The sequence below is a fragment of the Nocardia aurantiaca genome, from assembly GCF_009708175.1.
Classification (GTDB): Bacteria; Actinomycetota; Actinomycetes; order Mycobacteriales; family Mycobacteriaceae; genus Nocardia; species Nocardia aurantiaca.
The window spans coordinates 64,147-83,706 of record NZ_WMBB01000019.1 but is presented as its reverse complement, the minus strand read 5'-3'; the positions used below and the strand labels follow the sequence as shown (position 1 = coordinate 83,706).

Annotated in this window: 20 protein-coding genes; 11 read left to right on the top strand and 9 right to left on the bottom strand. The window is 66.5% G+C overall.

Going from position 1 to position 19,560, the window contains the following annotated elements; all coding sequences use genetic code 11:
- Nucleotides 1-506 precede the first annotated feature (506 nt).
- Entirely contained in the window at nucleotides 507-1,769 is a 1,263-nt protein-coding gene (gene ectB, locus GLP40_RS30740) for a diaminobutyrate--2-oxoglutarate transaminase (RefSeq protein ID WP_154791510.1), read from the bottom strand.
- 221 nt (nucleotides 1,770-1,990) lie between these two features.
- On the opposite strand from ectB, the gene GLP40_RS30735 reads away from it, so the two are divergent.
- The 3 genes from GLP40_RS30735 to GLP40_RS30725 all read left to right on the top strand — a co-directional run bounded on the left by GLP40_RS30735 (nucleotide 1,991) and on the right by GLP40_RS30725 (nucleotide 4,588).
- Nucleotides 1,991-2,794 carry an ABC transporter permease gene (locus GLP40_RS30735; RefSeq protein WP_328290844.1) on the top strand — a complete coding sequence of 268 codons (804 nt, stop codon included), beginning with the start codon at nucleotides 1,991-1,993 and terminating at the stop codon, nucleotides 2,792-2,794.
- Entirely contained in the window at nucleotides 2,787-3,602 is an 816-nt protein-coding gene (locus GLP40_RS30730; RefSeq protein ID WP_328290843.1) for an ABC transporter permease, read from the top strand. Before GLP40_RS30735 ends, GLP40_RS30730 begins: the two co-directional genes overlap by 8 nt.
- Nucleotides 3,603-3,706: 104 nt before the next feature.
- Complete coding sequence (locus tag GLP40_RS30725; protein ID WP_230330103.1) at nucleotides 3,707-4,588, top strand: ABC transporter ATP-binding protein; 882 nt, start codon at nucleotides 3,707-3,709, stop codon at nucleotides 4,586-4,588.
- Here the strand turns inward: GLP40_RS30725 and GLP40_RS30720 are convergent.
- A complete protein-coding gene (locus GLP40_RS30720) occupies nucleotides 4,552-5,190 on the bottom strand; it encodes a DUF4389 domain-containing protein (RefSeq protein ID WP_154791509.1) in 639 nt (212 codons plus the stop codon). The two genes, GLP40_RS30725 and GLP40_RS30720, sit on opposite strands and share 37 nt — an antisense overlap.
- 282 nt (nucleotides 5,191-5,472) lie before the next feature.
- On the opposite strand from GLP40_RS30720, the gene GLP40_RS30715 reads away from it, so the two are divergent.
- Genes GLP40_RS30715 through GLP40_RS30700 form a run of 4 tightly spaced genes read left to right on the top strand, consistent with a single transcriptional unit; the run spans nucleotide 5,473 to nucleotide 9,521 of the window.
- Entirely contained in the window at nucleotides 5,473-8,076 is a 2,604-nt protein-coding gene (locus GLP40_RS30715) for a sensor histidine kinase (RefSeq protein ID WP_328290841.1), read from the top strand.
- Between the two features lie 11 nt (nucleotides 8,077-8,087).
- Nucleotides 8,088-8,516, top strand: a complete 429-nt coding sequence (locus tag GLP40_RS30710; protein WP_040860275.1) for a roadblock/LC7 domain-containing protein — start codon at nucleotides 8,088-8,090, stop codon at nucleotides 8,514-8,516.
- Complete coding sequence (locus tag GLP40_RS30705; RefSeq protein WP_154791507.1) at nucleotides 8,513-8,947, top strand: DUF742 domain-containing protein; 435 nt, start codon at nucleotides 8,513-8,515, stop codon at nucleotides 8,945-8,947. The genes GLP40_RS30710 and GLP40_RS30705 overlap by 4 nt, the downstream gene beginning before the upstream one ends.
- Nucleotides 8,948-8,960: 13 nt before the next feature.
- The gene (locus tag GLP40_RS30700; RefSeq protein ID WP_196054855.1) at nucleotides 8,961-9,521 is read left to right on the top strand and encodes a GTP-binding protein; all 561 of its coding nucleotides are present in this window, start codon (nucleotides 8,961-8,963) and stop codon (nucleotides 9,519-9,521) included.
- Nucleotides 9,522-9,663: 142 nt separating this feature from the next.
- Here the strand turns inward: GLP40_RS30700 and GLP40_RS30695 are convergent, their stop codons facing one another.
- Entirely contained in the window at nucleotides 9,664-9,984 is a 321-nt protein-coding gene (locus tag GLP40_RS30695; RefSeq protein WP_328290840.1) for a hypothetical protein, read from the bottom strand.
- A gap of 461 nt (nucleotides 9,985-10,445) precedes the next feature.
- Here GLP40_RS30695 and GLP40_RS30690 point away from each other — a divergent pair, with 461 nt between their 5' ends.
- Nucleotides 10,446-11,045 (top strand): DUF4254 domain-containing protein, encoded by a 600-nt coding sequence (locus GLP40_RS30690; RefSeq protein WP_154791505.1) that lies wholly within the window; start codon nucleotides 10,446-10,448, stop codon nucleotides 11,043-11,045.
- 73 nt (nucleotides 11,046-11,118) lie between these two features.
- On the opposite strand, the gene GLP40_RS30685 is transcribed toward GLP40_RS30690, so the two are convergent.
- The 3 genes from GLP40_RS30685 to GLP40_RS30675 are packed head-to-tail and all read right to left on the bottom strand — an operon-like array spanning nucleotide 11,119 to nucleotide 13,755.
- Nucleotides 11,119-11,472: a hypothetical protein gene (locus tag GLP40_RS30685; protein WP_154791504.1), complete on the bottom strand. Its 354-nt coding sequence runs from the start codon at nucleotides 11,470-11,472 to the stop codon at nucleotides 11,119-11,121.
- Nucleotides 11,473-12,621 carry a fatty acid desaturase family protein gene (locus GLP40_RS30680; RefSeq protein WP_154791503.1) on the bottom strand — a complete coding sequence of 383 codons (1,149 nt, stop codon included), beginning with the start codon at nucleotides 12,619-12,621 and terminating at the stop codon, nucleotides 11,473-11,475. It abuts the gene before it with no gap.
- 12 nt (nucleotides 12,622-12,633) lie between these two features.
- A complete protein-coding gene (locus GLP40_RS30675) occupies nucleotides 12,634-13,755 on the bottom strand; it encodes a ferredoxin reductase (RefSeq protein ID WP_154791502.1) in 1,122 nt (373 codons plus the stop codon).
- A 222-nt stretch (nucleotides 13,756-13,977) separates the two neighbouring features.
- On the opposite strand from GLP40_RS30675, the gene GLP40_RS30670 reads away from it, so the two are divergent.
- On the top strand, nucleotides 13,978-14,589 hold the full coding sequence (locus tag GLP40_RS30670) for a TetR family transcriptional regulator (RefSeq protein WP_154791501.1): 612 nt from the start codon (nucleotides 13,978-13,980) through the stop codon (nucleotides 14,587-14,589).
- 146 nt (nucleotides 14,590-14,735) lie between these two features.
- Here GLP40_RS30670 and GLP40_RS30665 read toward each other — a convergent pair whose 3' ends face one another.
- The gene (locus GLP40_RS30665) at nucleotides 14,736-15,698 is read right to left on the bottom strand and encodes a helix-turn-helix transcriptional regulator (protein ID WP_154791500.1); all 963 of its coding nucleotides are present in this window, start codon (nucleotides 15,696-15,698) and stop codon (nucleotides 14,736-14,738) included.
- Nucleotides 15,699-15,800: 102 nt separating this feature from the next.
- Here GLP40_RS30665 and GLP40_RS30660 point away from each other — a divergent pair, with 102 nt between their 5' ends.
- Nucleotides 15,801-17,225, top strand: coding sequence for an MFS transporter (locus GLP40_RS30660; RefSeq protein ID WP_154791499.1), 1,425 nt, complete (start codon nucleotides 15,801-15,803; stop codon nucleotides 17,223-17,225).
- Nucleotides 17,226-17,424: 199 nt separating this feature from the next.
- On the opposite strand, the gene GLP40_RS34945 is transcribed toward GLP40_RS30660, so the two are convergent.
- Entirely contained in the window at nucleotides 17,425-18,249 is an 825-nt protein-coding gene (locus GLP40_RS34945; protein ID WP_154791498.1) for a TNT domain-containing protein, read from the bottom strand.
- A gap of 293 nt (nucleotides 18,250-18,542) precedes the next feature.
- On the opposite strand from GLP40_RS34945, the gene GLP40_RS30650 reads away from it, so the two are divergent.
- Complete coding sequence (locus GLP40_RS30650; protein ID WP_154791497.1) at nucleotides 18,543-18,926, top strand: hypothetical protein; 384 nt, start codon at nucleotides 18,543-18,545, stop codon at nucleotides 18,924-18,926.
- Between the two features lie 191 nt (nucleotides 18,927-19,117).
- Here GLP40_RS30650 and GLP40_RS30645 read toward each other — a convergent pair whose 3' ends face one another.
- Nucleotides 19,118-19,321 (bottom strand): cold-shock protein, encoded by a 204-nt coding sequence (locus GLP40_RS30645; protein WP_154791496.1) that lies wholly within the window; start codon nucleotides 19,319-19,321, stop codon nucleotides 19,118-19,120.
- Nucleotides 19,322-19,560 lie beyond the last annotated feature (239 nt).

Genomic DNA, 19,560 nt, shown 5'->3' with positions numbered 1-19,560 from the left:
ATCAAGAGCAGTCATCCGCTCGTCCTCGATCTTGATACGGGCCGTATCGGCTCGAGCGGCTGATCGGGCGCGCGGGGCATGGGACAGGTGGATCAGGCAACGACATGGTCGAGGACCGCACCGTGTCATCGAGGCGCCGCCCGAACGCCTGGCCAAGGACACCGTGTAGCGGCGGCATTTCCAGCCTGAATCGCACGCGGCGGGCCCGGCCGCAGAAGGCGCGCGTCGCCCCACGACTACGGCGATATCGAGGGCCGGCTGTACATCGACATGCGGCCGGTGGACGGCGACAGCCTGCGCTAGCTGCTGCACCGCTGTGGGCCGGCACCCTCTTCGTCTCGTCGTCGTTTTCCGGGTCGACGCGCGACTATCCCGGCAACTCGCTCAAAGACGATGCGGGCCTGCGGAACTGGTTCGAGAAGTGCTTCACGAAAAGGTAGTGCCGGGTTCCCTCCGCAGCTGGGAACCCGGCACGGGTCGGCACCGGTGTGGGCGGTGGCCGACGTCTAGTGGCCGTCGCGGACGATCTCCACGGCGCGGGTGAGAATGCCCAGGCCGTGGGTGATCTCGTCATCGCTGACGGTCAGGGGTGGGAGCAGCTTCACGACTTCGTCGCTGGAGCCGGAGGTTTCGACCAGTAGGCCGTGCTCGAAGGCGACCTGGCAGACCTTCTCGGCCTGCGAGGCGTCCTCGAAGACCAGGCCGTGCACCAGGCCGCGCCCGCGGGTCGAGATGCCGGTGAAGGACTCGGTCAGCGCGACCAGGTGGTCATGCACGCGCGCGCCCTTGGCCAGCGTGGCGAGCTGCAGGCGGTCGTCGGACCAGTAATGGCGTAAGGCCACCTCGGCCGTGACGAAGGCGGCGTTGTTGCCGCGGAAGGTGCCGTTGTGCTCGCCGGGCGCCCACTGGTCGAGGTCCCGGCGCATGAGCACCAGCGCCATGGGCAGGCCGTAGCCGCCGATGGATTTGGAGAGCGTGACGATGTCGGGGGTGATGCCCGCGACCTCGAAGGAGAAGAACGGTCCGGTGCGTCCGCAGCCCATCTGCACGTCGTCGACGATGAGCAGAATGCCGCGGGCCGAGCACAATTCGGCGAGGTGGCGCAGCCATTCGGCGCGGGCCACATTGACCCCGCCCTCGCCCTGCACGGTCTCGACGATGACGGCGGCCGGCTTGTCCAGCCCCGACGAACTGTCGTCGAGCGCGCGGCGCATCCACGAAAGGTCCTCGGGCTCATCCAGATAGCCGTCGTAGGGCATCGGGGTGGCGTGCACCAGCGGGACGCCCGCGCCGGCGCGTTTGGCGGCATTGCCGGTGACCGACAGAGCGCCCAGCGTCATGCCGTGGAAGGCGTTGGTGAAGTTCAGGATCGTGGTGCGACCGGTCACCTTGCGCGCCAGCTTGAGTGCGGCCTCGACGGCATTGGCTCCGGTCGGGCCGGGGAACTGCACCTTGTAGTCCAGGCCGCGCGGGATGAACACCAGATCGCGCATGGCCTCGAGCAGGCGGCGCTTGGCGACGGTGGACATGTCGAGGGCGTGGGTGATGCCGTCGCCGAGCAGGTAGTCGATCAGGGCCTGCTTGAACAGCGGGTTGTTGTGGCCGTAGTTGAGCGCGCCGGCGCCGGCGAAGAAGTCGAGGTACTCCTTGCCGTTCTCGTCGGTGAGCCAGGCGCCGCTGGCGGTGTCGAACACCGTGGGCCAGGAACGGCAGTAGCCACGCACATTGGATTCGAGCGCCTCGAAAACGGTCGTCTCGGCAATGGTCATCGGCAGGTCCTAGCGTCGCAAATAAGTGAAACGTTGACGTTTCTATCACAGGAACCGAGCCGTGCACCTGTTTTCCGGCGAATCGGACGGACATGCCCCCGCTCACGCCACCTCGTGACGCACACCGCAACAGACCGGCATCGAGCATAACTCGGCCCCTTGAACCCGGTCCACGCAACTCGATTGCGGGATAACGACGGCACCCGTAACGTGAAACTCTTGTGCGCAGCGACGTGGGGGTGTACTGGCAGCTGATCAAGGCAGGATTTCGCAGGCAATCGCACTACCGCCTCGCCATGCTGGCGGGTTTGTTCACCAATGTCGTATTCGGCTTCGTGCGGGCGGCCGTGCTCATGACGGCGGTCCGGGTGAACGGCGGGTTCGGCGGCTACGACCGCGGGACCATCGGGGCCTACATCTGGTTGTCGCAGGGGCTGCTGGGGGCCATCGCCTTCTGGATGCTGCCCGACATCGTGGAGCGCATCCGCACCGGCGATGTGGCCATCGACTTCCTGCGGCCCATCGACATCCAATTCGCCCATCTGGCCGAATATCTGGGGCGGGCGGCGTTCTCACTGCTGCCACGCGGCGTGCCCAGCATTCTGGTCGGCGTGCTCACCTTCGGGCTCGCCTTCCCGAACACGCCGGAACCGTATGCGCTGGGCGCGATCAGCCTGCTGCTGGCCATGACGCTGTCGTTCCTGTCCATGTTCGCGGTCAGCCTGGCCGGATTCTGGCTCATCGAGACGCGCGGGCTGCGGGCGCTGCACATGATCCTCGGGACCTTCCTGGCCGGACTGTTCGCGCCGGTGCACCTGTTCCCACAGTGGTTGCGCGCCATTGCCTACGCCACCCCGTTCCCCTCCATGCTGCAGTGTCCCATCGATGTGCTGTCCGGTCGCACCACCGGGATGGCTGCGCTGGAACTCGTTGTCGTGCAATGCTTCTGGTTGGTCGTCCTGGTGGGTGGCGGGCAGTTGCTGTTGCGCGCCGGGCGCCGCAAACTGGAGGTGCAGGGTGGATGAAGCACGTCCCTCGCGGTTGCGGCCCTATCGCGCCGTGCTGGGCTCGCGACTGCGCGCGCAACGCGCCTATCCGCTGTCCTTCGCCGCGGATGTGCTGAGCGCCTTCCTGATCGGGCTGGTGGAATTCGCCGAAATGTGGGTGATCTTCCACAATGTGCCGCGCCTGGGCGGGCTCGACCTCGAGGCCATGCTGCTGCTGTTCGGCATGAGCAATACCTGTTTCGCCATCGCCGACATGGCTGTCGGACATGCCGACACGCTGCCCACGTATATCCGGATGGGCAAACTGGACGCCTTCTACCTGCGGCCGCAACCATTGCTGTTGCAGCTCATGACGAGCGACATCCAACTGCGGCGGGTGGCGCGCATCGCGGTGGCCGTCACCGTGCTCTGCTTCGGCGTGGCGCGCAACGATATCCAGTGGACCCCGGTGCATCTCATATTGTTCACCGTTACCATGCTCTCCGGAATCGCCATCTTCGCCGGGCTTTTCATCTGCGCGGCCGGAGCGCAGTTCTTCCTCATCGACGGCGCGGAGCTGACCAATTCCTTCACCTACGGCGGCTCCTACGCGTCCATGCAACCGACCTCGGTGTTTCCCACACCGATGAAACTCGTTTTCGGATTTCTCGTTCCGGTCGCCTTCACCTCGTATCTGCCCGCCATCGCGCTGCTCGGGCTGCCGGGTCCCGCCCTGCTGCCGAACTGGCTGGCCTGGGCGGCGCCGGTGGCGGCGGCGTGGGTGTGGGCGGCCGCGTTGTTCCTGTGGCGACTCGGGACCAGGCACTATCAAGGAGGCGGCGGGTGAGCGGTGCCATCATCGATATCGAGGACCTGACAAGGACTTTCGTGCTGAGCAAGAAGGAGGGCCGCTGGCGGCGCAGGCGGGAAACGCTCACCGCGGTCGACGGGATGAGCTTCCGTATCGAGCCCGGCGCGGCCGTCGGCTACATCGGCGCGAACGGGGCGGGCAAGTCCACCACCATCAAGATGGTCACCGGCATCCTGGTGCCGTCCGCCGGACAGTTGCTCACCTGCGGGCTGGACCCGGTGCGGCAGCGCCGCGAACTGGCCGGCCGGATTGGGGTGGTGTTCGGGCAGCGCTCGCAGCTGTGGTGGGATCTGCCACTGCGCGAATCGTTCTCGATCCTGGCCGCCATCCACCGGCTCGCCCCGGCCGCCGCGCGCATTCGCACCACCGAGCTCATCGACCAGCTGGAGATGGGCGGCACCCTCGACACCCCGGTGCGGCAGCTTTCGCTGGGCCAGCGCATGCGCGCGGAAGTCGCGGCGGCGCTGCTGCATTCACCGGAGCTGATCATTCTCGACGAACCGACCATCGGCCTGGATGTGTTGTCCAAACAGCGATTACGCGAGTTCCTGCGCTATGAGCGCACCCAGCGCGGCACCACCCTGCTGCTCACCACCCATGACATGGGCGATATCGAGCGGCTGTGCGAGCGGGTGCTGGTGGTGGACCACGGACGGCTGGTCTACGACGGCTCGCTGACCGGACTCGGCGCGACCGTCGGCGCGCAGCGGGTGCTGACCGTGGACCTCGCCGAACCCACCGCCGATCTAGCGGATCTGCCCGGCGCCAAGCTACTCGACAGTCAGGGCGCGGGCATGCGGCAGCGGCTGGCCTTCGATACCGAGATCACCACTGCCGCACAGTTGCTCACGGCCGTATCGGCGCGCGCGGAGGTCCGCGACCTTTCCATCGAGGAACCCGATATCGAGGACGTGGTGCGGCGCCTCTACGAGGCCGCGGCGTCGGGCTCCCTCGCGCCCTGATCGAGCCGGAACGGCGGGTAGTCATCGGTCATCAGGGAGGCGTAGGCGCGCACCCGCAGCGTCCAGCGATTGACGCCCATGGCGAAGTCGTACAGCCCCCGCGGATACGCGCCGGTGAAGAGCAGGCCGATGGCGGCGATGATCATCAGGATCGGCAGCAGCGACACCTGGTTGCGGCCGCCGCCCATGAACGCGACGACGATCAGATACTGCGGAATCGCGAGCAGCCACCATTTGATCAGGACCATCCAGCGATTCAGTTGTTCGGGATAGTCGACTTCCAGATCCGCGGGGTAGTTCGGATCGGATTGCAGGCTGAACGGCGGGTAGCGATCGGTGCCCAGTGGCGAGAGCGCGTAGAAACGGACCCGCCAGCTCCAACGCAGCACTCCGACATTGAAATCGAAGAGCGCTCGTGGATACGAGCCGGTGATGAGGATGGCGAAGAAGGCGATGACGCTGACCACGAGATACGCGATGCTCAGGAAGATCAGCACAACATAGTGTGGAATGGCAAGTATCCACTTGACGATCCACATCCAGCGTGACAACCCCGGGTCGAGGTCTCCCCGCACGCGCACCGGATAAACAGGACTGGGCATGGCCCTCACTCCTCTCGAACACCGGCGGTGATCTTGCGGCCGCCGGACGAACAGCGGTGAGCCGTTGTTCACCCCATTGTTTCCCCCGCGACGCGAAGATCACATCTGCTTCTCACACATTGTGACCAGATTTGTAATGCTGTGCGCAAAAAGCTGATTACGGGAGACTGAGTGAAGGTGCGTCCGGCGATACTGTTGCCCTCGAGCAACGTAAAGTTCGCGCCGCCAACGGATTTGATACGACCTCGCACCATCCGGGCGCGCCTGCGCCGCATTCTCATCGTGTCCGTGACCCTGGTGCTGGCCCTGCTGACGGTGATCGTCGCCCGCGAGGTGAACGACTACCGGGACACCGGGGACACCGATCGGGCGGTTCATCTCGCGTTGGCGGTCCAGGACCTGGTCCATGAGGTGCAGCGCGAGCGCGGCCTCACCAACGGCCTGCTCGGCGGCGACACCGCCTCGCGGCCCGCGCTCGGAAATCAGCGGCTGGCCACCGACAGCGCGTTGCAGGAACTGAATTCGACGCTGGGCCAGCAGCCTCCGGGAGCGGATCTGGTGCGCACCGCGCTCAACCAGTTCTCCGGGGTGACCGCCAACCGCGCCGACGTGGACAGCGGGCGTGCCGACCGATCCGCCTCGTTCACCTTCTACACCACCGCGATCGCCGCGCTGAACCAGGCGCGGCCCGCCCTCGACCACGCGCAGGACCCGCAACTGTGGCGGGGGCTGCAAACCCTCTACGCGCTCGGCGACGTCAAGGAGTTCACCGGCCAGGAACGCGGCTTCCTCAACGGTGTCTTCGCCGCGGGCGACTTCGCGCCCGGCGAGTACGTGAAGTTCCTCGACATCCGCGCCGCCAAGCAGGCTTCGATCACCGCCTTCGAACGCGACGCCACGCCCGCCCAGCGCGCCAAGCTCTCCACCGCCACGCACACCGACGAGTCGGTGCGCGTCGGTGACGCGGAGGCCGTGGCCATCGCCTCGATGCGCGGGCCGCTCACCGAAGCGGTGAACCCGGCCGACTGGTGGCGTGAGATGAGCTCCGTCGTCGACGGCGAGCGCTCGGTGCAGCGTAGCGTGGGCAGCGAGATCACCGCGCGGGCAAGCGAACTGCGCCGCGACGCCGCGCTGCGGCTGTCGCTGTACGTGCTCGCCGCCCTGCTCGCCATCGCCGCCGAGGCCGCCCTGATGGTGGCCAGCGCACGGGCCATCGTGCGACCGCTGGCGGCGCTGGCGCGGGAGGCCGACCACGTCGCGGGCGAGCGGCTGCCGCAGCTCATCGCGGCCTGGCAGAACTCCGAGAGCGCGGACCCGGATCCGCCGGAACCGGTGCGGGCCGACGAGGCCGCCGGCGCGGAGATCGTCTCCGTGGCCGCCGCGCTGGACCGGGTGCAGACCACCGCCTACGAACTTGCCTCCGCGCAGGCGCGATTGCGTCGCAACACCACCGAATCGATGGCCAACCTCGCCCGGCGCAATCAGAACCTGGTGCGCCGCCAGCTCGGTCTGATCAGCGACTTCGAGCGCGAGGAACTCGATCCCAGCGCGCTGTCCAATCTCTTCGAGCTCGACCATCTGGCCACCCGCATGCGGCGCAATGCCGAGAGCCTGCTGGTGCTGGTCGGCGAGTCGAGCCCGCGGCGCTGGTCCAAACCCATTCCGCTGACCGATGTCATCCGGGCCGGGCTGTCCGAGGTCGACGACTACCGGCGGGTGGTGCTGCGCCGGGTCGACGACATCGCCGTCGCGGGCGCGCACGTCAGCGAGGTCGCGCACATGCTGGCCGAACTCATCGAGAACGGGCTCTCCTTCTCCCCGCCCGATCTGGAGGTCGAGATCTACGGGCGGCGGTTCGGCTCGCGGTACATGGTCGCGGTCGTCGACCACGGCGTCGGCATGCCGCCCGATCAGCTCGCCACCGCCAATGCCCGGCTGCGCGGGGAGGCCGACTTCCTGGTGGCGCCCACCCGCTTCCTCGGCCATTACGTCGTCGGCCGGCTGGCCCGGCGGCTCGGCATCGAGGTCGAGCTGACTGTCTCGCCCACCAGCGGTGTGGTGGCGCGACTCGTGCTGCCCAGCGAACTGCTGGGCGATCCCGAGACCGATCTGCCCGCGCCGCCCGAAGATTCGAAACACGCTGCGGGAGCTCAGCTTCCCACGGTCGTGGACACCATGCCGGACCCGAAGCCGGGCCGCCACAGCTCCAAGAACCCGGCCGTGTCCAACGGCACGGAACGCCCGCGCAGGGCTGCCCCTGCCACCGCGACCGAGTCCGCCACCGTGCCCGAGCCGGCATCCACCACCGTGGTCGAATCCGATGCCGAGTCCGAACGCGGCATCGAGCCCGGGTTCGGCGCCAAGCAACAATCCGACGCCGAGCAACGGACCGACGCCGATCCCGAATCCGATTCCGTCCCCGAATCCAGCAACGGCGCAAAGGATTCCGCAGTATCGAAGACGATCGAGCTGGTCCCGCCGCACGCGCTGAGCGAGGCGCCGCACGCCACCGCGGCCGAGCGCCTCTTCGGCGGACCCGCCACCGGTTCGTTCGCCATCCGGCCGACCTCGGCGCGCCCGGCGGCCGCCGAGCCGGAGGGGTCGGCGACGGGTGCGGCGAAGGCGACCTCGCCGGCCGCGGCGACCGAGGTTTCGGCAGCCGACCCGGGGGTGCAACGTACGCGAAACGGTCTCGTCAAGCGCAACAGGAAGACTCGCGAGAACTCGGGCGCCGCGCCGGGTGGCGACCGACCGGCCAGCGCACCGCCGGCGGCGCCGGTCGCCGAACGCTCACCCGAGGCGGTGCGCAGCATGCTCGCCGGATTCCGGTCCGGACACCAGCGCGGGCAGGGCGGCGAACCGCCGCAGCCCGGATCGACAGCATAGGAGGACACCGGGTGACCACCCACTACACCGATACCGATCCGCACACCTTCAACTGGCTGCTGGCCGACTTCGTGCGCACCACCGACGGGGTGCGCGACGCGGTGGCGGTGTCCTCCGACGGACTGCTCATGGCCATGTCCCAGGGTCTGGACCGGACCGCGGCCGACCGGCTCGCCGCCATCGTGTCCGGACTGACCAGCCTGGGCCGGAGCGCTTCGCGCAGTTACGATTTCGACGGCCTACGGCTTATCATGATCGAGATGGGCCGCGGGTTCCTGTTGGTCTCGGCCATGAGCAATGGCAGCTGCATCGGCGTGATCGCCGACCACGAGGCCGATGTGAGCCTGGTCGGCTATCAGATGGCGGTGCTGGCCGACCGCGCCGGCGCGCTGCTCACCCCGGCGCTCATCACCGAACTGCGAGAGTCGTTGAGCCGATGAGTGATTCACATCAGCTACCGGAAGCGCGCATGATCGCGCTGCGCCGCCCGGGCGAACGATTCAGCGCCATGTCCGAAAACTCATCGCAGTCAACGGGATCCGCTGACAACGAGGAACAGGTGGTGCGGCCGTTCATGGTGACGTCCGGGCGCACCACGCCCGTAGTCGACGGCCTGCGCATCGAAGCCCTGGTGCGCGCGACGCCCGCGGCCATGTCCGCACCACTGCGGTTCGAACTCGAACGGGTGGTGCGGCTGTGCCAGCGTCCGCAATCCATCGCCGAAATCGGTGCGGCCCTAAGGGTTCCGATCGGCGTGGCGCGGGTGCTCGTCAGCGATCTGGTGTCCGCCGGACACGTCTCGGTCGGCCGGACCGAGGAACTCTCCACCACCGCTCTGGAAAGGATCCGGGACCTTGTTCGGAACCTCTGACCCTGTTGTACCGCTGGCTTCCTCGGTGAAGATCGTGATCAGTGGCGGATTCGGCGTCGGCAAGACCACCTTCATCGGCGCGATCTCGGAGATCGAGCCGCTCGCCACCGAGGCCGCCATGACCGAAGTGTCGGTGGGACTGGATGATCCGGGTCTGGCCACCGGAAAGACCACCACCACGGTCGCACTCGACTTCGGCCGCATCACCCTGGATCCCAGCCTGGTGCTCTACCTGTTCGGCACCCCCGGCCAGGAGCGTTTCGAATTCCTCTGGGAAGACCTGCTCGACGGCGCGCTCGGCGGCGTCATCCTGGTCGACACCGGCCGGGTCGAGGACTGCTACCCGGTGCTGGACTTCTTCGAGCGGCACGGCACCCCGTTCGTGGTGGCGGTCAATCGTTTCGAGGCCGGGCCTCGGTTCGAACTGGATGAGGTCCGCGAGGCCCTCGATCTCTCTCCCGCCATTCACCTCATGGATTGCGATGCCCGCGACCGCGAGTCGGTGAAAACCGTCCTCGTGGCCCTGCTGGAACAAATCCTGCAGGCCCGCCGCGCTCCGGCCCTGGCGGTCTGATCGAAGGTCGCCGGCACTGGGATGAGGCGCGCACTGCCGCTCCTGCGGTCGTTGCCTCATCCCTCAGGCGATACCTCCCATAGCTGAGAAGTAGCTGTGACGGGATCAGCGACCCGCCACGGGAGAGAGGACCAGCCAGTTTCTACTGCGGCGGCGCCGCACCCGCCGAGTACAGACTCACCTCCCCATCCTCCCCAAGGAACGCGTTGACCAGCAACGTTCCACTGGAACGCAATTCATCCGGGTCCGGCGCGGCGGTCGTGATGGAGATCTGCGGCAGCGCGCCCCAGTTAACGACAAATCGATCGGGCGGTCCATCGTCGTGGGACAGATGCGCGAGACGAAAAACCGACACCGTTCGGCGAACAATCAGATTGCGGACGACTTCGGCAATTCGCTCGGGGTCTTCCAGCGCGAACATGAAACCGAAACGCAACTCCGGCGAAGACGCATAGGCGGGCACGAATATCGAGGCTAACCGACCACGGCGCGTCACGCTTTCGGCGCGCCGCACAGATAGCCATTCATAAGCCTCGGCAACCGAACCCGCCCACCGGAAACCTCGCCCCGGTCGAGCCCAGCCCTCGAACCCGTCTCACACCGCTCGCAGAGGTGTCGATCAGCCTTCAACCGCAGCGGCCATGTGACCCTCTTGTAATGCTGTATAACGATTTTCAGGCAGCTTCGCCGATCACGCGCCGGATGGTTGCGCCCCTCCGACTATCGCGCTTTCCTGAATATGTCCCGCATTATCGGACAGTCTTCTCATCGCATCGTCGCGGATTTCCCGGTTACTTCACCGTGTCGCTGGTGGTGGGCTGTGGCGTTCCGGGTGCGGGGCTGCGCCGGAGCCGAGGGGAGCCCCTCCCCGAAACCCCCTCGGCCCTGGCGTATCCACGCATGCGACGGCCGAGGGTGGCAATCATGGCAATCGACTACACCGGAGCGGGTTTCGGGGCCGAGCTCCCCTCGCCGACAACGCTGCTGCGCGCCTTCCGGGAACCGGTCGCCTCCGATCGTCACGATCGCGACATCCTCGAATCAGCCCACGAATTGGTGCGATGCCATGAGCGCCGGCAGCGCGCCCTGGAGATGGCCCACGCCGCTGACGCCACTCCCGACGATGTCGCCGACAGCACCCACCGCATCGATCGGATCGACGAGCGCCGGGCCGAGCTGGTGGCCTGCATCGACGGCTGGGTGGGCGTGAACATTCCGCACCGCGCCGGGGCCTCGCTGCACACCGAGACCCTCGGCGCGGTCATCGACCGTATGGCTGCGAAATGGGTTGTCGCACAACGGGCTCTGGGCAACACCGATCCGGAGCCGGTGCGGGTTTCGAAAACATCCGACGGTCGAGCACGGCGACGCGCGGTAGCACACCGCGTCAGCGAGGAACGGCCCCGCCGCGGAGTGGATACCGAGGCCCGCCTGCAGTGGTACCGGCTCGCCGAGCTCGCCGACGGCTATCGGGATCTGATCACGGAAGTCGCACAGCATCGCCGGCGACTCCCGAGCTGGTAAGCCCGGCTCTCGGGCTCTTCGGGGCCTCGGCCCCGAAACTCCTCGAGATCACGGGGGGCTACCAACCGAACCCCTAAAGCTGACGCGGGTCGATGACCTCGGCGTCGATGACGTCCTCGCCCGCGGCCCGCTCGCCGCGGACCGGCTTCGTTGCCGAATTATCCTGGGCGGGTGAGGGTTCCGGGGAATCGTCGATGTCATCGTCGAGATCGTCGGTCAGATCCGCCGCACGCTGGGCGTCGGCGTCCTTCTGGGCAGCGGCGGCGGCTTCGCGCATCTCGATCGCATCGGTGATCCAATCACCGATTTCGCGGGTCACCTCGGCGACAGTGCCGGTGATGATCGATGCGATATTGCCGACGTGCCGCGCTCCGGACGACGTCAGTTCCTGGATCAGATCCTTGTTGCTCTCGAATTTGGAGATCATCTACACGCCCACTTCGCTCGCCTGCCCCCGGCGCATCACGATAACACCGGCCGGTGCCGAATTCTTGACGAGGAAGGGCGGCAGCGCCAGCTTGAACAGCTTCGCCCACACCGAACCGATCTGCCGGGCGAAGCGGCCGGTGTTGTAGGGCAGGCCGTGCTTTTCGCACAACGCCTTCACCTCCGGCGCGATCTCCGGGTACCGGTTGGCCGGCAGATCCGGGAACAGATGGTGCTCGATCTGATGCGACAGGTTGCCGGACATGATGTGGAAGAGTTTGCTGCCCGTGATGTTGGCCGAGCCCAGCATCTGGCGCACATACCACTGACCCTGAGTCTCCTCGGCGCACTCCTCCTGGGTGAACGTCTGTACGCCAATCGGAAAGTGACCACAGAAGATGATCGAGAATGTCCACAGGTTGCGCACGATATTGGCGGTGAAGTTGGCCGCCAGCGTGGACACGAACAGCGGTCCGGTCAGCGCCGGGAACACCACGTAGTCCTTGAGCACCTGCCGGCCGGCCTTGCGCCACTGACCCTCGAGCAGGGTCTTGACCTGCCTCCAGGACTTCTTGCCCCGGATGATGTTCTCGACCTCGAGGTCGTGACCCATCACGCCCCACTCGAAGGCGACCATGAGGAGGAAGGCGTAGAACGGGTTGCCCAGCCGCAGCACGTTCCAGCTCTGCGCCTCGTCCACGCGCAGGATGCCGTAACCGATGTCGCGATCCATGCCGAGGATGTTGGTGTAGGTGTGGTGCATGTAGTTGTGCGAGTGCCGCCACTGGTCGCTCGGGCAGACCGTATCCCATTCGAAGACACGGGAATTCAGGGTCGGCTCACGCATCCAGTCCCACTGGCCGTGCATGACGTTGTGGCCGATCTCCATATTGTCGAGAATCTTCGACACGCTCAGCGCGGCCACGCCGGCCAGCCAGAACGGCGGCAGGAAGCCCAGGTAGAGCAGGCCGCGGCCGGCGATCTCGAAGCCGCGCTGGGCCTTGATGACCTGATAGATGTACTCGCGGTCCCGGTCGCCCAGGTCCGCGGTGATGCGGGCGCGCAGCGCGTCGAGCTCGCGGCCGATCTCCTCGACCTGGTCGACGCTGAGAACCAGTGGGCCCTCGGTGGTTTCGGTGAGAATCGCCATGATCCCTCCTGTTCAGATGGCGATGTCAACGTCCCCGACAGGGGCGTTGATGCAGATCTGGATGGACTGGTCCGGGTCACTGTCGAGCTCCCCGGTGCGCAGGTTGCGGGTGCAGCCGCTGCGCTTGACGGCCGTGCAGGTGAAGCAGATACCCATGCGGCAGCCGTACTCCGGGCTCAGGCCCGCGGATTCGGCCTGCTCGAGCAGACTGACGCCGGTGTTCTCGGTGACCACGCCGCTGCCGGAAAAGGTCACCTCGCCTTCGGCGTCGGCCGGGTCCACGGCCGCGGCGGTGAGGGTGAACTCCTCGCTGTGCAGCCGATCACCGAGCTGTTCGGCCTCGTAGACGGTGCGCACCGCGGCCATCAGCCCGGGCGGGCCGCACAGGTAGGTCTGCGCGGACGGGAACCAGGGCGCAAGGGCTTCCAGCTCGTCATAGCCGAAGCGGGCATCGCGCTCTGCCTGATTTGCCCTACGCTTCGCTCCGGGCGGGTTCGCAGCCCCGAGGTCTCGAACGGTCTCCGGGTAACGGAATTCGATGCGGACATTGCCGTGCTGCATGGCGATCGCCTCGAGTTCCTGACGGTGCGGAACCCATTCCGGCGAACGGTTGTAGTGCAGAAACAGAATGCGGCCGCGGTAGCCCTCGTTCACGAGGGTGCGCAGCATGGACAGCACCGGGGTGATGCCGCTGCCGCCGCTGATCAGCACGATCCGCTCGGGCCGCGGATCGGGCAGGTGGAACACGCCCGCCGCCGGCTCGAGGTCCACGACCATGCCGGGAATCGCGTTCTCGTGCAGGTAGTTCGAGACCAGGCCGTGCGGGTGGGCCTTGACGGTGAGTTCGATGTGGCGATCCCGCCGCCCGGCGGCATTGACCGGGGAGTAGCAGCGGGTATGGCGGACGCCGTCGATCACGACGCCGATCTGCACATATTGCCCCGCCACGTGCCCGGACCACTGCCGGGCGGGTTCGAGGGTGAGGGTGACCGAGCCGACCGCGCTGCGCCGCACGTGGGTGATCTGCGCGCGCATGGAGCGCCGGGTCAGGGTCGGGCGCACCAGCTCGAGGTAGCGGTCCAGCGGGTGCGGGGTGGTCATTGTCTTCTGCACCAGGTCGAGTAATCCGACCATGTGAGCCTCCTGTCGCGCCGCCGGGCTGAGCGACGCCTCTTCGCGGTCGATGCACCTCCGGCGTGACGTCGATGTCACGCCGGACCCCGATATCTTTTCGGTGCACATCTGTACACTGAATTAGTGTGCCGGGTGAGGCCACTCCAGTTCAACCGGCAGTTCGTGTGACCCACACGACATCTTGCGAATGGAACGAATGTGAACGCATGTATGGTGATCGAGATGAGCGAGCAGGCAGCCACCCGAGTCGAGCGCAAGGAGCGCACCCGCGCGGCACTGCTCGACGGCACCCTCGCCCTGGCCGCGGACCGCGGCTTCGCCGCCCTGTCCCTGCGTGAGATCGCACGGTCGGCCGGCATCGTGCCCACCGCCTTCTACCGGCACTTCACCTCCCTCGACGAACTCGGCACCACACTGGTCGAGGAGGGCGTGCGTCAATTGCGCTTGGCGCTGCGGGAGATGCGCCGCACCCCGAACGCCACCCTGGCGCAGACCGTGCGCTTCGTGTTCGACCAGGTCGACGGCAGGCGTGACCTGTGGGGCTTCCTGATTCGCGAACGTTACGGCGGCTCCGCCGCGCTGCGGGGGGCCATCTCGGTCGAAATGCAGCTCATCGAACGTGAATTGGTGGTCGACCTATCGCGGGTGCGGGCGCTGGACGCCTGGTCGACGGACGATCTGGAGTTGGCCGCGGACCTCATCGTGTCCACGGTGGCCGACCGGATCGCCGACTACCTGATGGCCGAACCCCGCGATAGCGCGCGGACCGTGGAGCGCGCCGTCCTTCAGGTGAGACTCATCGCGCTGGGAATGGGTGCCTGGCAATCCCATTGACCGCGGGAAGTCCGGGCGTAGTCCAATGGGATGACGCGCCGGCATGATCGGCGGCCGCGTAGATCGGCCCAGGATTCGCGTCGGCCGGCACCACGATGCGTGGTCCGCCCGCCACACCTCCCGCACGCACCCGGTATGGCGGAGCGTCAGGCGAGGACTCGCCCGTGGACTCGCTCGACGTGGTCGGCCCACGGACGGCGGCGTTCGTCCACGGTCATGGACAGCAGGGCGTGCAGCTTGTCCCAGCCCGCCGGATCGGACGGAGTCCAGACCTGCATCCACGCGCCCGCGATGGACGGCAGGGACATACTGGTCATGTACATCTCGAGTTCGCCGATGGCGAGGTTGCGGATGATCCGGGTGCGGCCCAACGGGAGGGCGACGTCATTGCGGGCCCACAGTTCCGCGAAATGCGGGCTCGCCGAAACCATCTCGTCGATGAACGCCACCCATTCCGGGTCGCCGAGATTGCGTGCGTAGGCGCCGCGCAGGTAGCCGACCATGCGGGCCAGGTGATCGGGTTCGGAGTGCGGCGGGTAGGGCGTGCAGCATTCGGCCGCGAGGAAGGCCTTGCGCAGCACATTGCGCGGACCGCTCATGAACATCGGATACATCGCGGCATAGGCGACATTGTGTGCGAGCACATCGTATTTGGCGCTGAGCAGTGCGGCCGGCAGCGGGTGCATGTGGTCGAGGATGATCTGGACCTCCTCGGGCACCAACTCCTCGACGATCGGCGTCGGCGCCGTCGGCACATCGGCCAGCCGGTACAGGTGCGAGTGCTCGGCGCCGTCCAGGCACAGCGCCCGGGCGATCGCATCCAGCACCTGGACACTGCAATTGATGTCACGGCCCTGCTCGAGCCAGGTGTACCAGGTGATTCCGACCCCGGCCAGCTGCGCCACCTCCTCGCGCCGTAGTCCGGGCGTGCGCCGGCGCGCGCCCACGGGCAGGCCCACATCCGCCGGGCGGATGCGCGCCCGCCGCGACTTCAGGAAGGCGGACAGCTCCTCCCGGCGCGCCTTGCGCACCGACCGCGAATTGTGGTTGCGCACAGCCGCGTCGCTGACCGTATCGATGAGAACGCCGCATCCGGCTCCTGACACCATGACTCCATGGTGACGGTTGCCGCTAGTGGTATCCAGGTGGTGCCAGTACCCGTATAAGCAGACTCCTGTCAGCCGAACCGGCCGACGCGCACGCTGATTCCCATGACACAGAGCCTGACCCAGTCTCCACCCGCGGCGGCTCCCGCCCCGGTGACCATTCGACGGCCGCTCGCGGTGCTGGCCGTCATCCTGCTCGGCCAGTTCATGGCCGTGCTGGACGCCTCCATCGTGAACGTCGCCATCCCCAATATCCGAACCTCCTTGCACGCCACGGGCTCCGGGCTGCAGCTGATCGTCTCCGGATACGTCATCGCGTATGCGGTACTGCTGGTCACCGGTGCGCGGCTGGGCGACCGATTCGGGCAGCGCACCCTGTTCGTGGCCGGTCTGACGGTGTTCACCGTCGCCTCGCTGGCCTGCGGCCTGGCCACGAACGCGAGCTCGCTCATCGTCTTCCGATTCCTCCAGGGCGTCGGCTCGGCGGCCATGGTTCCGCAGGTCATGACTCTGATTCAGCGGACCTTCACGGGAACCACACGCGCGCGGGCACTGTCGGCCTACGCGGCCGTCATCTCCGGCGGCATGGTGGTCGGCCAGATCGCGGGCGGCATCATCGTGAGCAGCGATATCGCCGGAACCGGCTGGCGCGGCGTATTTCTGGTGAACGTTCCGATCGGCCTGGCGCTGCTGGCCGTCGCGCCCCGCATCCTGCCCGGTGTTACCACCCGAGTGAACCGCGGGCTGGACCTGCCCGGCCTGGCCGTCCTCACCGCCTCGGTGCTGGCACTGGTGGTGCCGTTGGTGCTGGGCCACGAACAGGATTGGCCGCTGTGGACCCGAATCGCCCTGGGCGCGTCCGCTTTCGGCTTCGCGGGCTTCGCCTTGGTGGAGCGCTGGGTGCACCGCCGCGGCGGCGAGCCCCTCTTCGCCGACCGCGTCCTGCGCGCCCCGGGCCTGATCCTCACCGCCGCCTCGCTTTTCCTGGTCATGTGCACGTTCGGCGGGTGGGTCTTCGTCCTCACCATCCACTTGCAGAGCACGCTCGGCTACAGCGCCCTGCACGCCGGATTGCTGTTCCTGCCCAACGGCGTGACTTTCGGCCTGGTGAGCCTCAATTGGACGCGTATCCCGGCGCGCTTCCACCGGGCGATGGTTCCGCTGGGCCTGCTCCTCGCCGCCGCGACCACCATCGTCATGGGCCTGCAGATGCGCGGCGGCCACGACATCGGACCGCTCGAACTGACCGTCTTCGGCCTGATGGGCATAGGCTACGGCCTTGCCTTCAGTCCACTGATGGCCCGCGCCACCGGCAAGATCCCCCTCGCGCTCGCGGCCGACGCCAGCGGCATCCTCGTCACCTGCGTCCAACTCGGCGTGGTGATCGGCGTGTCCACCTTCGGCACGGTCTTCCTTACCCTCGCCGGCACGACCGCCCTGTCCGCCGCCCACGCCGTGGCCACCACCGCCATTGCCGAGGGCATCACCGTCCTGGTCGCCGGAGCCCTCGCGGCCAAGGCTGCCCGCTGAGTCACCCGGCCACGCAGGCAGTGCGAATCTGCGGCGGTCGCGGGCCTGCGACCGCCGCCGACGCCGATCTGGCGAAGCCGGTGCGTTGATCGAGAGGTTGTGAACAGCAGAGCATTCCCGGCGGGAAGGCTACTCACCGAACCGAGCGGCAGGGGCGGGAGCTCACCGCGCAGTCCTTCGCGATGCTGGAGATCCCTTGTCAGTTGGGGATTTCTTCGACCAGGAGGTTGTGGTCGATCATCCATTGAACACTCGCATGTGCGCCGTCCTCTCCTTCTGGGAACGGCTGAAAACTTGTATCCAAGACGTATTGCAAGCCAAGTCCGGGTTGTTCGAACCATGGCTGAGCAGGACCGGCCTCGACCCTGAATGGCGCGAGCACACAATAGACGTGATAGTTGGCCTGCGTGGTCATCTCGCCCGACTGGGTGCCCGTAATGAGGTTCGACGGCGGTATCGCTCGCGCGCTGAACGGCGTGCCCACCGGTGACAGGAACTTCCCGTTCGTACTACCGAATCGATCGACCCGCATGCCAGGCAGCAGTACGTCCGGGTGTGCCGCCGTGCGGTTCTCGACGATCACGAAACCATCATCCAGTGGATAGTTCCAGCTACCGTCCGCCTTGACATATTTCGCCACGAACTGGTCTTCGCTCAGGTTTCCGAGCCGTTGATATCCCGCCAGCAACGGACTGACCGGCGGTGTCTGCGGCAACGGCTGAGGCCCCAGGTAGTGACGATTCGGGTCGAACCAAGTATCCGTTGACGGCGCCCACGGCGGGGTACCTGGATGACACGGCGACCCTGGGACGGATCCGGATCCGGAACCGGAACCGGAGTCCGGCAGCGCCTGCGCCGTGATCGGGGACCCGACCAAAAGGAGCAGCGAGGCGAAGAAAGTCGTCAGCAGAGATCGGTACCGCACAGCACCTCCGTAGTAGAAAGTCGATGTGGCGCGATGAGCATACGGAGCCGCTGCGGAGTCCATCTCCATCCAGCAATGCGTGTCGCCGAGTTCCGCCACGGTGCTCCATGGAGCCTTTACGAGTAGCGGCTGTCGCGCCGATCGAACAGTGCGGTCGTATTTGTCGCCAATGTTCGAAAAGCAGCATTACCGGCGGTGATTCGCCCGATTCGTCACGGGCGCAAGGTAACTCGTTGAGATCTTTGACGATGGTCTTCAGTAGGGGGACGATCGTGAACCGAATGCCGTAGGAACGCCGATTGAACTGGAATGGGAACCCGCGCCACTTTCAGACAAGTGGAACGTCAGTGGCCGTGAGTGGCGCGAGACCACGACGGGACCGGATCGCAGCAATGACGCGTCCGACTGCGGATTTCGAAATCCACGTATGCACAGTCGGTTTCAGTCTCCACCCAGACATCGAGCTGTTCGACGACTCGCTGTGGCGCCATCAGGTCCGGTTTTCGACCCACTCACCGGATATGGACACATGCGATCGCATCAACGGAATCCGCTTCGTACAACACGCAAACGAACGAGTGGCATGGAATCAGAATGCGCTGTCGATGCCCGAGACCGGGAAGCCGACCGTCGGAATCGGGATGGTCATCCAGCCGGGCAACTACGACCAACTGACCGAAATGGCGAAGTTCGCGGAATCGGTAAGGCCGACTCGACGCGCTATGGGTTCCAACCTTGCGGAAGGGGGCCGAACACGCACCCTGCCTTCCCGGTGACGGATGTCAACACTCAGATCGAGGACAACCCGCCAACCGATGCGGCCGGGGGACTGACCGATCATCGAGATATCGAAGTTTGAACATGCGCTAGGGCGTATACCCACCGAGGGTACGCAGTGCCCCAGTGCGTCAACGGTTTTGAAATGCGCGAAACCCGCGCCGTCGGCGCGGGTTTCGTGTGTCGACTATCAGATGGCGCGGACGTTCTGCGCCTGCGGGCCCTTCTGGCCTTCGCCGATCTCGAACTCCACTCGCTGTCCCTCATCGAGGGACTTGAAACCGGAGCCGGAAATCGCGGAGTAATGAACGAAGACGTCGGGACCGCCACCGTCTTGCGCGATGAACCCGAAGCCCTTTTCGCCGTTAAACCACTTCACGCTGCCTTGCGCCATAACTATGTTGTTTCTTCCTGTTGTGAGCCGAGCGATCACATCAACAACCCGTGCTCGTTGCCTCCTAGCATGTCACACTCCCGGGCGTCCGCCGGAGACGGCCCAAGCAGCGCCGCCGCGGTGAGGTCAGGTCGACTTCGCCGACCTCTTCGATTCGGACAGATCCAGGCCGAACACGGCGGCAGTTCGCCGCGCTCGGCGGCGAATTCTCTTCCGGCGGGTCACGGGGCGGGGCCGGT

What these genes read in the sequence shown, in the direction of transcription:
- ectB (WP_154791510.1), bottom strand. Translation starts at nt 1,769, where the DNA reads ATGACCATTGCCGAGACGACCGTTTTCGAGGCGCTCGAATCCAATGTG.
- GLP40_RS30725 (WP_230330103.1), top strand. Translation starts at nt 3,707, where the DNA reads ATGAGCTTCCGTATCGAGCCCGGCGCGGCCGTCGGCTACATCGGCGCG.
- GLP40_RS30720 (WP_154791509.1), bottom strand. Translation starts at nt 5,190, where the DNA reads ATGCCCAGTCCTGTTTATCCGGTGCGCGTGCGGGGAGACCTCGACCCG.
- GLP40_RS30705 (WP_154791507.1), top strand. Translation starts at nt 8,513, where the DNA reads ATGAGTGATTCACATCAGCTACCGGAAGCGCGCATGATCGCGCTGCGC.
- GLP40_RS30690 (WP_154791505.1), top strand. Translation starts at nt 10,446, where the DNA reads ATGGCAATCGACTACACCGGAGCGGGTTTCGGGGCCGAGCTCCCCTCG.
- GLP40_RS30685 (WP_154791504.1), bottom strand. Translation starts at nt 11,472, where the DNA reads ATGATCTCCAAATTCGAGAGCAACAAGGATCTGATCCAGGAACTGACG.
- GLP40_RS30680 (WP_154791503.1), bottom strand. Translation starts at nt 12,621, where the DNA reads ATGGCGATTCTCACCGAAACCACCGAGGGCCCACTGGTTCTCAGCGTC.
- GLP40_RS30675 (WP_154791502.1), bottom strand. Translation starts at nt 13,755, where the DNA reads ATGGTCGGATTACTCGACCTGGTGCAGAAGACAATGACCACCCCGCAC.
- GLP40_RS30670 (WP_154791501.1), top strand. Translation starts at nt 13,978, where the DNA reads ATGAGCGAGCAGGCAGCCACCCGAGTCGAGCGCAAGGAGCGCACCCGC.
- GLP40_RS30665 (WP_154791500.1), bottom strand. Translation starts at nt 15,698, where the DNA reads ATGGTGTCAGGAGCCGGATGCGGCGTTCTCATCGATACGGTCAGCGAC.
- GLP40_RS30660 (WP_154791499.1), top strand. Translation starts at nt 15,801, where the DNA reads ATGACACAGAGCCTGACCCAGTCTCCACCCGCGGCGGCTCCCGCCCCG.
- GLP40_RS30650 (WP_154791497.1), top strand. Translation starts at nt 18,543, where the DNA reads ATGACGCGTCCGACTGCGGATTTCGAAATCCACGTATGCACAGTCGGT.
- GLP40_RS30645 (WP_154791496.1), bottom strand. Translation starts at nt 19,321, where the DNA reads ATGGCGCAAGGCAGCGTGAAGTGGTTTAACGGCGAAAAGGGCTTCGGG.